This window comes from Brucella grignonensis, from assembly GCF_002252505.1.
GTDB lineage: Bacteria > Pseudomonadota > Alphaproteobacteria > Rhizobiales > Rhizobiaceae > Brucella > Brucella grignonensis.
In genome coordinates this window covers 287,653-300,822 of sequence record NZ_NNRL01000164.1, presented here as the reverse complement: position 1 = coordinate 300,822, position 13,170 = coordinate 287,653, and the positions used below count along the sequence as shown (strand labels likewise).

Sequence of the window (13,170 nt, the reverse complement as noted above, 5' to 3'; positions counted from 1 at the left end):
AAAAGCGTAAAATCGGGTTGCCATTTACGAATTCTTCTAATTTTCAAGGCGTATTTGACGCCAAAACCGCCAAATTTTGCCACTTTTTGACCCAATTCGAGCCTTGTTGCTAAAGCGCAACAGACCTAAAAAACAATCGAAACGGTGGTTCGATTAACTTCAGAATGCCTTGAAACACTAAATTTCAATCCTAGGGAACGCAAAAGCCCGGCAACTTGAAGCTGCCGGGCCAATGATTCGGAATGCGGTTGGATCTGACGGGCGCAATCAGCCTGCTTCTCGGATTCGGGCTTCTGCGGTTGCAACACGTGCAGCCGCATCTTTCAATTCCGCCAGACGCTCACGCTCCGCCTGAACGACCTCTTCTTTTGCGTTCGCTACGAACTTTTCGTTCGAGAGCTTCTTCTCGATCTTTTCCATTTCCGCTGCAATCTTACCCGCTTCTTTGGCCATGCGAGCGGCTTCGGCCTTCAGGTCGATCAGGCTACCCAAAGGAAGACAGATTGTGGCTTCGCCATGCACCAATTGGGCTGAACCCTTTGGTGCTTCCTGTTCAAAGGAAACAGATTCCACACGTGCCAGACGCTTGATTGCAGCATCGTGACGCGCAAAGCGGTCGATGGTTGCAGCATTTGCCTCAAGCACGACGATTGGAGCTACAGCGCCCGCTGGAACGTTCATCTCCGCACGGACAGAACGAATGCCCATGACAAGATCAACCAGCCAGTTGATGTCAGTAGCCGATTTTTCGTCTTCAAACGACAGCTCGGGCCAGTCTGCCAGGGCGAGAACCGTTTTACGCTTGGTGCCCTCGCCTGCGGTCAAGGTCCAGAGTTCTTCGGTCATGAACGGCATGAACGGATGCAGGATCTTGTAGATCTCATCCAGACAGTAAGCGGCCGTTGCCTGTGCTTCAGCCTTTGCTGCTTCGTCATCGCCCATGAAGATTGGCTTGAGCAGTTCCAGATACCAATCGCAGAACTGGTTCCAGACGAAACGATAGGCTGCACCTGCCGCTTCGTTGAAGCGATAGTTCGCGATGCCATCGGTTACAGCACGCGTGGCCTTCGTCAGTTCTGTCAGAATCCAGCGGTTGACAGCGAGTTTTGCGTCATCTGGTTTGAAATTCGGATCGAGCTTCACACCATTCATCTGGGCAAAACGAGTCGCATTCCACAGCTTGGTGCCGAAGTTGCGATAGCCAGCAATACGCGCCGGATCAAGCTTAACGTCGCGCCCCTGGGCAGCCATGATGGCAAGAGTGAAGCGCAGCGCATCCGCACCGTATTCATCCATCAGCTCAAGCGGGTCAATGACGTTGCCCTTGGATTTCGACATCTTGGCACCGTGCTTGTCGCGTACGAGTGCATGGAGATAAACTGTATGGAACGGAATCTCTTCCATGAAATGCATGCCCATCATCATCATGCGGGCAACCCAGAAGAACAGGATGTCGAAACCGGTTACCAGAACACTGGTCGGATAATAAGTCGCGAGTTCCGGCGTCTTGTCAGGCCAGCCGAGTGTTGAGAACGGCCACAGGCCTGACGAGAACCACGTGTCCAGAACGTCGGTGTCACGTTCCAGAGCAACCTCTTCGCCGTAGTGAGTACGTGCGGCAGCTTTCGCTTCCTCTTCGCTCTTTTCGACAAAGCAATGACCATCCGGTCCATACCATGCCGGGATCTGATGACCCCACCACAGCTGACGGGAAACACACCACGGCTGAATGTTTTCCATCCAGTCAAAGTAGGTTTTTTCCCAGTTCTTCGGTACGATCTGTGTGCGGCCATCGCGAACTGCAGCCATAGCTGGCTTTGCGAGTTCGGCTGCGTTTACATACCACTGATCAGTCAGATAAGGCTCGATTGGCACGCCACCACGGTCGCCGTGCGGGACGGCGTGCGTGTGATCTTCGATCTTCTCCAGATAGCCCTGCTCATCAAGCATTTCGACAAGGCGCTTGCGTGCAGCAAAGCGATCAAGCCCTTCAAACTCTTTGATAAGCGCGATGAGATCGGGTGTCAGTTCCAGACCTTCGAGGAAATCAACATTGTCCTTGAGCGTAATCGCCGCCGATGGCGTCAGAATGTTGACAGCACGAAGATTGTTACGTTTACCGACTTCAAAATCGTTGAAGTCGTGCGCAGGCGTGATCTTGACAGCACCAGAACCAGCTTCCGGATCAGCATAATCGTCCGCAACAATCGGGATGCGGCGTCCAACAAGCGGCAGAACGATATTGTTGCCGACCGACGCATGATAACGCTCATCGTTCGGGTTAACGGCAACACCCGTGTCACCAAACATGGTTTCAGGACGCGTCGTTGCAACAACGATGAAAGTGTGCGGATTTTCTGGATCGAACGGAATGTTCTCCAGCGGATAACGCAGATGCCAGAGGTGACCCTTGCTTTCACGCGATTCGACTTCAATGTCGGAAATCGCAGTCAGAAGCTTCGGGTCCCAGTTCACGAGACGCTTGTCGCGATACATCAGTCCTTGCTTATAAAGCGAGACAAAGACTTCAAGAACAGCGCGCGACAGCCCCTCATCCATCGTAAAGCGTTCACGCGACCAATCGCATGATGCACCAAGACGACGGAGCTGATTGGAGATCATTCCACCTGATTCAGACTTCCACTGCCAGATACGCTCAATAAATTTCTCGCGGCCCATGGCGTGGCGGTTTGGTTCCTGGCGTTCAGCAAGCTGGCGCTCAACGACCATCTGCGTGGCAATGCCCGCATGATCCATGCCAGGCTGCCAGAGAACATTCTTGCCGCGCATGCGCTCGAAACGGACCATGATGTCCTGAATCGTGTTGTTAAGCGCGTGCCCCATGTGCAGCGACCCCGTCACATTCGGCGGAGGAATAACCACGGCAAAGGGATCGGCGCCAGGCTTTGAGCCTGCACCCGCCTTGAATGCGCCGGCTTCTTCCCAGCGTTCAGCGATTTTCGGCTCTACAGCCGTGGCGTCATAAGTCTTCTCAAGCATGGAAACGTCCGGTCTTTATGCGGAATGAATTGATTGACGGCTCAATAGCAATTAACAGCCTACAAATCACCCTAAAAGTTAAAACCCGCCTGCGAGACAGACGGGTCATGAGGTCCAATCTGGCGCGAACCTGATCTAGGGTCTGCGGGGAATTAGTTTTGAAGCGTGGTATGGATGAAAATAGCACGGGTTTAGGAGCAAAGCCGAAGGTGGAGTGGTTCTCCATCGAGGTTTTGCGACGCGAAGCTGGGCCATTTTCACCATATCCCTTTAGGACGTGGCGGATTTTCTCTCTGAATGTGTCGAACAGTCCTCGTGGAGATACACTCCACCGCGTCCTGTTCTCCTGTTCAGAAACAAAATCCGTCTCACGCCACGCCCAAAACCTAATTCCCCACAGACCCTAAAGCGCATCTTGCTTTAGATCAGTGTTTTTCGCATGTCTTTATCCCATCGAAGCAGGATCAGAAATCAGTCCAGTGAACTGATCTCCCTATGAAAGGCGGCTCCCATTTCTGGAAGACATTCTTAACGTTCGCCTCGCACCACGCGTTCGATTTCTTCGCGAACGAGCCGCTCAACAAGAGGCGGCAGATTGTTATCAAGCCAGCTCTGCAACATCGGGCGCAAAAGGTCAGAAGCGATTTCATCGAAAGAACGGCGTGGTTCCGAGTGAACCGCATGGTTCAGATCCTGAAACGCAGCGGCAACTTTCCGTTCGGTGCCCTCTGACAAAATATGTGCTGCACCCTGCGCTTTCAAGTCGGCAGGTTGAGTTGCAGCAACAGGTGCTGCTTCAGCTTCCGGCTCAGAAGGTTGTGAAGCATCAAGCTCAACGGCAATCTGCTCTTCCAAAGATTGAGTGACTTCAACTTCGGCATTGGTCTCTGCGACTTCACTGCGATGATCATCATTCTGTGCGTCGAGAATGAAATCGTCATCGTCCTCATCCGCTTCAGGAGCTTCATCAACAACGGTCACAGTAGAAGCAGCTTCTGAAAGCGGGCCACGCAATACGGGCTCATCTAAGAAGACATCGCTCTTGGGGGCAGATTTATCTTCTGCCTCAGGCTGGGTTTCCTGCACTGTAACAGGCTTACGAAACTTGGCGACTTCACCACGTGCTGGAAATGCGGACGCAGCAGGCATCGGATGACGCGAAACATCGCTATCTTCGATAATCCGACGAATGGAAGCGAGTATCTCTTCCATTGACGGTTCGCGTGCTGCGCTGGATGTTTGTGCCATAGCTGTCCGTCTTTCCCTTATTGCCAATTACTCACACAGGCAGAGAATCAATGGATTAAGGGTACCGGACCTGCGGCGATTTGAGAATCCCTCCACAGGCACATGAAATCCGAACCCACAGCTTTATCATTTTATTAAGAATTCTCTGACACAGCGAGAATCAGACAAAAACGGCGCCGATGGCGCCGTTCCTTTATCTCATATGCTTAGAGCTTAGCGGCCATCTGGCGTACGCAGGCCGAACCACTTATCCTTCACAGCATTGTAATGTTCTTCAGGCTTATACTGAGCAACCTGCAGCTGCATATCCTGCGCTGTCATGCGACCGCTTGCATTCAGAAGTGCATAGCTTGCAACAATCGAGTCATGCTCTGCCTGAACAAGTGCGATCTGCACCGTGACAAGCGCATTCTGCGCATTCAACACATCAAGCGTGGTTCGCTGTCCAACTTTACGCTCTTCGATAACACCATCGAGAGCCAGCTGAGCTGCCGCAATACCGTCGCGGTTTGCCTTGACGGACGCACGAGCTGCTTCAAGCTGTGACCAAGCCGAGCTGATTGCCTGACGCACCCTGTCCTGAATAATATCGACTTCGATACGTGCCTGACCAAGCTGTTCTTTGGCCTGACGTATCTGTGCCGATGTACGACCGCCGGTATAGATCGGGATACTTACACCAACACCGACCGAAGCCGAGTTGCCATCGCCAGCGTTCGTGCCAGCATAAGTGTCGAGATGGCTCGCGCTGGCGGTCAGACCAACGGTCGGCAGCAACGCGCCTTCCTTGGCCTTGACGTTGTAACCCTGCGCGTTAACTGCATACTGGGTAGCCAGGATACCCGGGTGCACGGTAACAGCGTTTGCATAGGCAACATCTGGAGACCGGGGCAAGTTCTTGGCGGCAGGTGCGGCGGCAAGACGATCTGGCTGCGATCCGATGACCTGAACATAAGTCGCTTCGGCAGACTTCACGTTGGCGCGAGCCGAATTGAGCTCCGCAATCGCTGTTGAACGCTGCGATTCTGACTGGGCAACATCAGTACGTGTGCCTTCACCAACATCAAGACGTGCACGCGAAGCACGGACCTGCTCGTTCATCGCAGCAAGGTTCTTTTCGCGAAGCACTGCGACCTGGCGAAGCTGGTACACATTCATATAAGCCTGAACAGCTTCCAAGAGTGTGTTCTGCTCGTCGTTGCGGAGGTTTTCGCGCTGCGCAAACACAGTAGTTTCAGCTGCGGCGACATTGTTCTTGGTCTGAAAACCATCGAACAGCATCTGATTAAGCTCAATACCGTAAGTCCCGGTCGTGCGCGTGCCAGCTGTTGGCGTCTTACCGCGACCGATATTATAAGAACCTGTCACCTGAGGACGGTAGTTAGATTTTGCAATCGCAACGTTTTCGTCCTGAATGCGCACACCTGCCCGCGATGAGTTCAGGGTTGCGTTGTTCTTATAGGCTTTCATGAGAGCGCCATTCAGCGTCTCTGACAAAGCGGCCTGTCCCGATAAAACGGTGCCAGACAGGAGTATTGCCGCCGCCATAAGTCCTTTGCACGCTTTGAACACCGTATACCTCATATCAGAACAAACGAATCTATAATCGAACCGATCGGTTCGGGAAGACTTAATAACGTGTAAATTCCGCTATTTCCATCTTTCCCGCCAGTGCTTTCACAAACAATTTCTGCATCGTTGCAGAATTGCCCCACGCGCTGGATCAAAACTCGAACTGCTCAATACGCTCAAAACCAGGAAGCGGACGAACTGCTGTATTGAAAACGCTGCGGCCCGAAGCGACACCGCTTTCTTTCACATAAAGTCGCGCAACTCCGGCATTTCCACGCCCTTCGACGACAACCAGACGGCCACCTTCTTTAAGCTGATTGAAAAGTACTTCCGGCACAAAATCAACTGCACCTTCGATGAAAATCACGTCGTAAGGCGCTTCAGAAGGATAACCTGTATTCAAATCGCCTGAAACGATCACAACATTGTCATGGCCAAGTTCCTGCAAACGAGCCGTCGCAACGGCCAACAAAGCGGAATCACTTTCGAGACCAATGACCGATCCAGCCAGCTCAGAAAAGATTGCAGACGAGTAGCCGGTGCCGCAACCAACATCCAGAACGACATCGTCCTTGTTTACTTTTGCGAGCTGCACGAGCTTTGCAAAAGGCGATGGCTCCATCAGGTAGCGCGGCGCAGGGCCCTCGCTTTCAAGAAGCTGGTCTTCATCGATATAAGCAAGCACCTGACGGTTTGCCGGAACAAAAGCTTCGCGTGCAACAGTCAGAAAAGCATCGATGACCCTGAGGTCCGTTACATCCGTGGTACGGATCTGATTATCGACCATCTTCGTGCGAAGATCCTGGAAATCGGCTGCCATAGCCATGCCCTATATCCTTCTATATCGCGATCACGCGATGATTGTGCCTTCTGGCACCCATTTCGAACAGAGCCCGGATCATTCGGCAAATCCGTGACAATCGCGGCTCACTATCTTTATGGGACACCATAAACGAGATTTGCCGTTGATGTGGCAAAAATCGGCCTTCCAGTCAATCGAGCACAAGATTTGCCGAACACAACATTTGCAGACCTGACTGCAACACTTGGTCGCCGCGATCTGCCCTCCTATGAAACCGAACAAAAATTGCCGGGCATTTCAGCCCGGCAATTATGCTTTGGTCAGATATCTTACAAGCGGCGCGTCATCACAACGCGCGCAACAATGATCACATTATTGCGCGACCGTTGCAGGATAACCGGCAGCAGACAGAGCATTGAGCGCTTGATCCCGCGATGCGCTACCATCAAACTCGACCTCTTTCTTATCAAGATCAATATTAACAATAGCCTTTTCATCGAGCTCGCGCAGAGCGCTTGTAACACTATCGGCGCAACCACCGCATTTCATCTTCGGTACAGAAAAAGTTACCATTCAACTCACTCCTTGCTCACGAGCAGTTCCCTTGGGATTGGATACAGAACCGCTCTATCTGGTTATTCTCAAGCATTCACCTCAGGCCAGAATAACTTCGCTCGTCTGACTCAGATGTTTTAGCTGATACCAATGTGCAGCTTCCCATCGTGGTAAGGTCAAGCATGAATTTCGTTACGGTGCCTCGCAGCTTTCCGGCACGCTTTCTTCAATGGCCAGCGGTGACTTGGTCAATGAACCCGTCATAATCTGCATTGGCTTATAAGGTGGTTCTTCCTGCATACCGGGATTGGTGAGGCGTATCGTATAACAGCCCGTAAACACTTGTTTCTTACCATCATCGCCTTCGGATTCGATAGCAATCGGAAGGCTCCAATAGATTTGCCCCGCGCCCGGATCTGGGTCGACTTTCCGGACCGCAACCTTTACGCTCTTGGTGCCCTCATACCCCTTGGCAAATGTCTTGAAATCGGGCTCCCGCCCCTCTTCCGAATAATAACTGTAAGCGCGAGCATATTCTTTGCGATTGATCGCATTGTAATAGGATTCCATTAGCGCTTGCGGAGTCGAGCGGTCATCGCGGTAATCAGGAACAGTTACGCCATCACCAGCATCCTGAGTTTGCTCGGACGGCTTGGTTTCCTCGACGGGCTTTTCCTGTTTCTGTGCTTGAGTTTGGGCTTGGGCCGGAGCAGCTTTCTTGGGCGCTTCCTGGGCTTGCGCACCGGACATCAGAACCAGGGTGCTGAAAACGCCCGCGACCCCAGCAAGTATCAAAGGCTTCATACGCTCAATCGACATTCGCTTCTCCTCTTCCAGCAATTCTTTGTTTGCAGCCCGCCAAAGCACGCACGCCCGTTATGGCCGTGCTCCCGATTTGGTGTCTTGCAGTAATGATGTTACAACACTAACTATAGTGAAAACGTGGCAACCTCGCAGAAAAGCGTATTGCTTCGAGCAGACTGGATGATTCTCCAGTTGCAGACCAGTATAACACCGGAAGAGATGAAAAATGGGCCGTTTCTCAGTTTTGACGCTTACCGATGCAGCAGCCGCTCGCGTTAGTGAAATCATGGCGTCGCGTGACGGTGCTGTTGGTATTCGCGTTGGCGTCAAAAAAGGCGGCTGCGCTGGCATGGAATATACGATTGATCTCGTCACTGAGCCGAAAGCCGGTGATGATTCCGTCGAAAAAGATGGCGCAAAGGTCTATATCGCGCCTGAGGCTGTGCTGTTCCTGCTTGGCACGCAGATGGACTTCGAAGTCACAACACTGCGCACCGGATTTGTATTCAATAATCCAAATCAGACATCGGCTTGTGGTTGTGGTGAATCTGTTGAGCTAACTGCAGCCTCCCCAGAAAGCCTGCGCCTGATGCAGGGCGCCGCTTAAATACCCGGGTTCCCAAAATGGACGACCAATCCTTACGTGATTTGTTTGAAGGATTAGGAGCGATCAGTATTCGTCGCATGTTTGGCGGCAAAGGTATTTACCATCAGGGATTGATTATAGCGCTCGTTGTTCAGGACGAGCTGTTGCTGAAAGCCGATGTGCAAACAGCACCCGCCTTCATTGAAGCTGGGTCCAGACAATGGACTTACGATGGTCGGAAGAGTGGCAAGCCTGTTGCCATGCCTTACTGGAGTGTGCCAGACGAGGCTTATGACGATCCCGAAATCATGACTGATTGGGCGCGACTGGCATTCGCGGCGAGTCTCAGGGCTGCGCCTAAAGGGAAGTCGTAGGAGGAGCTCCGGCGCGCGTTTCGATCTGATTGGATCAGATCGGCTCTCTAATCATTTGTTTTTACGCGCATCTTTTCCGAAAACCGTTTCACACTTTTCGGGATGCGCTCCAACAGCTCGTTCTTCTCTACTATCCGTATCAAAAACATAAAACGCCGGTCTGATTGAACCAGACCGGCGTTTTCAATTCGCAACAACCTAAACTTAAATCCCGGTCGGGATCAGCATGAATGCTGGAATGTCATTGCCGAAACCAACTGGAACCGGACCATCATCATCGTCGCGATCACGACGACGCTTGTGGTTGTCGTGCTGTGGCTTGTTACGACGCTCGTCATTTGACGTGCGGATCGCATCGCGACGTTCTTTGATTTCACTGATTACCGGCTGCGGCTCATCTGCCTGAACAATCACAGGTGTCTCGACCTTCTGCTTATCTTTTGATCTACCCTTGGCATCTTTACCTTTGCCGCGAGCATTCTTGCCCTTACGTGACGTATCTTCAGATTCGTCGGACGCTGGCAAGGTTGAGAGATCGCCATCAAGCCATTCAATCTTTTCGCCAATCATGGACTCGATCGCCGCCAGATATTTCGTGTCCGAAGACGTAACAAGCGTAAACGCCTTACCGGAACGTCCAGCACGACCGGTACGACCGATACGGTGCACATAGTCTTCCGAATGGATTGGAATATCGTAGTTGAACACATGACTGACATCAGGAATGTCAAGGCCGCGCGCTGCAACATCGGAAGCAACCAGAAGACGCAACTTGCCATCTTTGAAATTGGCCAGCATCGTCATGCGCGCGCGCTGGTCCATATCGCCATGCAACGCGCCGGCATCGAATTCATGACGCACCAATGAGCGGAAAAGCTCGGATACGTCCTTCTTGCGGTTGCAGAAAATGATAGCATTCTTGAGCGTATCACCTTCAGCACGGATCAGATCACGCAGCGCTGCGCGCTTGTCCCAATCCTTCTTGCCCGACTTTACCAGACGCTGTGTAACGGTCTTTGCAGTCGAGGATGCCTTCGCTACTTCAATACGTGTCGGCGAATGCAAGAACTGTTCGGTCAGCTTGGTAATTTCCGGTGGCATCGTCGCCGAGAAAAACAGGGTCTGACGGGTGAACGGGATCAGCTTGCAAATACGCTCGATGTCGGGAATGAATCCCATGTCGAGCATGCGATCAGCTTCATCGATCACGAGAATTTCAACGCCGGTCAGAAGGAGCTTACCGCGCTCGAAATGATCGAGAAGACGACCGGGCGTCGCAATGAGCACATCCGCACCGCGCTCAAGCTTGCGCTCCTGCTCTTCAAACGAAACACCGCCAATCAGCAATGCCACGTTGAGACGCTGATTGACGCCATACTTCACAAAGTTTTCTTCAACCTGTGCTGCCAGCTCGCGTGTCGGCTCAAGAATGAGCGTGCGCGGCATACGAGCACGTGCCCGGCCCTTTTCAAGAAGATGGAGCATCGGCAAAACGAAAGACGCAGTCTTGCCCGTGCCAGTCTGAGCGATGCCAAGAACATCTCGACGCTCCAGTGCAGGTGGAATAGCACCAGCCTGAATTGGTGTAGGCGCGGTGTATCCCGCAGCTTCAACAGCAGCGAGCACTTTCGGGGAAAGACCGAGTTCGGCAAATGTCGTCAATGGAGGCGCAGCTCTCTTTTTGGAAATGAATTCCACCCATCCTGTCATTGCAGCCGCGTCAACCGGCGCAGGAACCAAGGCAGAAAAGGCGTCTGCAACGCAATTAGCGTCTTCTTGCAGCATCGCCTACGTCCACAGCGTGCAAAAGTCAACTAAAATACCGCATCAGAATATAAAAACGCTTATTTATTTGTATTTTATTATGTTTCACTCCACACTAATGCGTGATTTTACTAAAATCGTAGCCAACTAATGTCTAAATTGTTCTGTTAGAATTCGTTCATCCCAAGAATGATTTTGATCAAACAAGATGGCAACCTGGCTGTCCGGGTCTTCACGGACGGTGACTGACCTTACTGACTTGACTTCGTTATTGTCAGCAACGGCATTAACCGGCCGCTTTTCTGTTTCCAGCAGCTCCATTCGTACGGTTACATGTTTCGGCAACAACGCCCCGCCCCAGCGCCTTGGCCGGAATGGGCTTACGGGTGTAAGAGCCAGCAGCGGAGCCTCGAGTGGTAGAATTGGTCCCTGTGCCGACAGATTATAGGCAGTTGAACCCGCAGGCGTTGCAACCATGACCCCATCGCAAACCAGCTCCTCAAGCCGCACCTTGCCGTCAATGGTGATGCGAATCTTGGCTGCCTGATAGGATTGTCTAAATAGCGATACTTCGTTGATTGCGAGCGCCTTGAACGGCGGCGCATGTTCGGTTTCCGCGATCATTTCCAGCGGGCGGATTGTCTCTTTCTGCGCCGCATGAATGCGTGCAGGCAAATCTTCCACGCTGAACTCATTCATGAGAAACCCGACCGAGCCGCGGTTCATGCCGTATACGGGTATGCCGGTGTTCATAAAGTCACGCAAAGCCTGCAGCATGGTGCCATCGCCGCCGAGAGCCACAACTGTATCTGCATCTTCGGCCGCAACATGCCCGTAACGTTTCACCAGCTCTTTCTGAGCCGCAAGTGATTCTTCTGTTCCCGATGAGAGAAAGTGAAGCGCCAGGGATTTATCGTCCATATCTTCCATTCCAATGCGCCAGCTTGGGTTCTGATCCCGATATTTGCGTCCCCTCAATATAGGCTTTCAGCAAATGTCAGAATCGAAAGACCACGAGTAACGTTATGAATCGAGTGAATTTACCAAATTTGACGTTTGAAACAGCATGTATGTCAGCCGGGATTCCAACGTCAAATTCAATCCACTCGTGCAATTTCCACAGGCTTGATGGCTATCATAAGCAAAACTTGCTTACCATCACCCACCTAATGTGAATTTTCGCTTTACACGGCTGAGAATTATGCTAATTCCACGCCTGTGCTGCCCTTATAGCTCAGTTGGTAGAGCACCTGATTTGTAATCAGGGGGTCGGGAGTTCGAGTCTCTCTGGGGGCACCACTAGCGCATAGCACCAAGCGCTTTACTTTATTTCCTTCTAAATTTGATCGATCTACAAGAACAAGGGTTCTCTCCCTTGTTCCAAGTTCTAATATTATTATTTCGTAATCATTTTATTCATAATAAAGACATAATAAGCATGCATAATATCACAAATAAACCATTATTGGCTTAGTACATCATGCAACAGCGGCGTATATGTATTTCCGTCGTCACTCGCAGCAGACCGAAAATGCTCTGCAATCTTTTTTCATCACTCGCTTCAATAAAGAAGCCAGACAACGCATCCGTTACATTCCTTATCGTTGAAAATAACTCCTCTCCGACGCTCGATGAAACTGTCGAAGGTTTCCGTGCGCAGATGCGTGAGGACCAGATCGATTACATTATCGAAGGCGTCTTGGGTATTTCGTCAGCGCGTAATCGTGCGCTTAACCACGCAATCGAACATGGTTTCGATTTTCTTGTCTATGTGGACGATGACGAATTTGTCGAGCCTGACTGGCTTATAACTCTGCTCGCTGAGCGGGATCGTCTTGATCTCGACATCATCGGCTCGCCTGTAAGGCCAAAGCCCTTTGATGAAAAGCTCACCTTTCTGCAGAAGCTGGTTTGGTCAGGTATAGAGCGTAGCGGCTACAAATCCGAAAGAAAATGTCGTCGTAAATGTCAGTTAGGCCGTGGCGATTCCATCAAAGTTGCCACAGGCAGCTGGATGGGAAAGCTGGAGTTTTTCCGCAATACAGGATTGCGGTTCGATTCCCACTTCGGCCTGACAGGTGGCGAAGACTGGAATCTTTGGGCTAAGGCAAAATCGCTGGGCGCAAGAACTGGCTGGGCCTGTGATGCCATCGTCTATGAAACAGTGCCCTCATCCCGCCTGACGCTGCGTTATCACTATCGCCGCAATCGCGATCACAACATCACGGAATTCGGTGCTCGGTATCGCGAAAACCCGAACAAGACATTGAAAAAGCTGCCTGTAAAAATCGCTGGCCGTGCACTCAAGTTTGTGGGCGCAGTTCTGTCCATACCCTTCAGAGGCGGCCAGGGGCTTGTATCATCGGCAACGGCGTTGGGCGGGCTGGTTGGCCTCGTACAGGGATGTATCGGAAAGAACTCCCTGCACTACGCAAACACGACAGGCTTCTGACCAAACAAAAGCC

Annotated in this window: 11 protein-coding genes and 1 tRNA gene; 4 read left to right on the top strand and 8 right to left on the bottom strand. The window is 51.7% G+C overall.

What is annotated here, in order from left to right; all coding sequences use genetic code 11:
- Positions 1 to 267 precede the first annotated feature (267 nt).
- The 6 genes from CEV33_RS19320 to CEV33_RS19295 form a co-directional block, all read right to left on the bottom strand.
- Entirely contained in the window at positions 268 to 3,000 is a 2,733-nt protein-coding gene (locus CEV33_RS19320) for a valine--tRNA ligase (protein ID WP_094542002.1), read from the bottom strand.
- A 528-nt stretch (positions 3,001 to 3,528) separates the two neighbouring features.
- Positions 3,529 to 4,248 (bottom strand): PopZ family protein, encoded by a 720-nt coding sequence (locus CEV33_RS19315; RefSeq protein ID WP_094542001.1) that lies wholly within the window; start codon positions 4,246 to 4,248, stop codon positions 3,529 to 3,531.
- A gap of 213 nt (positions 4,249 to 4,461) precedes the next feature.
- Entirely contained in the window at positions 4,462 to 5,832 is a 1,371-nt protein-coding gene (locus CEV33_RS19310) for a TolC family outer membrane protein (protein WP_094542000.1), read from the bottom strand.
- A 139-nt stretch (positions 5,833 to 5,971) separates the two neighbouring features.
- Positions 5,972 to 6,640 carry a protein-L-isoaspartate O-methyltransferase family protein gene (locus CEV33_RS19305; RefSeq protein ID WP_094542091.1) on the bottom strand — a complete coding sequence of 223 codons (669 nt, stop codon included), beginning with the start codon at positions 6,638 to 6,640 and terminating at the stop codon, positions 5,972 to 5,974.
- Positions 6,641 to 6,994: 354 nt separating this feature from the next.
- Positions 6,995 to 7,195, bottom strand: a complete 201-nt coding sequence (locus CEV33_RS19300) for a heavy-metal-associated domain-containing protein (protein WP_094541999.1) — start codon at positions 7,193 to 7,195, stop codon at positions 6,995 to 6,997.
- Positions 7,196 to 7,369: 174 nt separating this feature from the next.
- Positions 7,370 to 7,996, bottom strand: coding sequence for a Cif family virulence factor (locus CEV33_RS19295; RefSeq protein ID WP_094541998.1), 627 nt, complete (start codon positions 7,994 to 7,996; stop codon positions 7,370 to 7,372).
- Positions 7,997 to 8,207: 211 nt separating this feature from the next.
- Between CEV33_RS19295 and sufA the strand changes: the two genes are divergently transcribed.
- On the top strand, positions 8,208 to 8,588 hold the full coding sequence (gene sufA / locus CEV33_RS19290) for a Fe-S cluster assembly scaffold SufA (protein ID WP_094541997.1): 381 nt from the start codon (positions 8,208 to 8,210) through the stop codon (positions 8,586 to 8,588).
- A 17-nt stretch (positions 8,589 to 8,605) separates the two neighbouring features.
- Positions 8,606 to 8,941 carry a TfoX/Sxy family protein gene (locus tag CEV33_RS19285; protein WP_094541996.1) on the top strand — a complete coding sequence of 112 codons (336 nt, stop codon included), beginning with the start codon at positions 8,606 to 8,608 and terminating at the stop codon, positions 8,939 to 8,941.
- A 204-nt stretch (positions 8,942 to 9,145) separates the two neighbouring features.
- On the opposite strand, the gene CEV33_RS19280 is transcribed toward CEV33_RS19285, so the two are convergent.
- Both CEV33_RS19280 and CEV33_RS19275 read right to left on the bottom strand, forming a co-directional pair.
- Complete coding sequence (locus CEV33_RS19280) at positions 9,146 to 10,603, bottom strand: DEAD/DEAH box helicase (protein ID WP_094542090.1); 1,458 nt, start codon at positions 10,601 to 10,603, stop codon at positions 9,146 to 9,148.
- A 249-nt stretch (positions 10,604 to 10,852) separates the two neighbouring features.
- Positions 10,853 to 11,626: an NAD kinase gene (locus CEV33_RS19275; RefSeq protein ID WP_094542089.1), complete on the bottom strand. Its 774-nt coding sequence runs from the start codon at positions 11,624 to 11,626 to the stop codon at positions 10,853 to 10,855.
- Between the two features lie 302 nt (positions 11,627 to 11,928).
- Here CEV33_RS19275 and CEV33_RS19270 point away from each other — a divergent pair.
- Positions 11,929 to 12,004 (top strand) — tRNA-Thr (locus CEV33_RS19270).
- Positions 12,005 to 12,185: 181 nt separating this feature from the next.
- A complete protein-coding gene (locus CEV33_RS19265) occupies positions 12,186 to 13,157 on the top strand; it encodes a glycosyltransferase family 2 protein (RefSeq protein WP_094541995.1) in 972 nt (323 codons plus the stop codon).
- Positions 13,158 to 13,170: the final 13 nt, after the last annotated feature.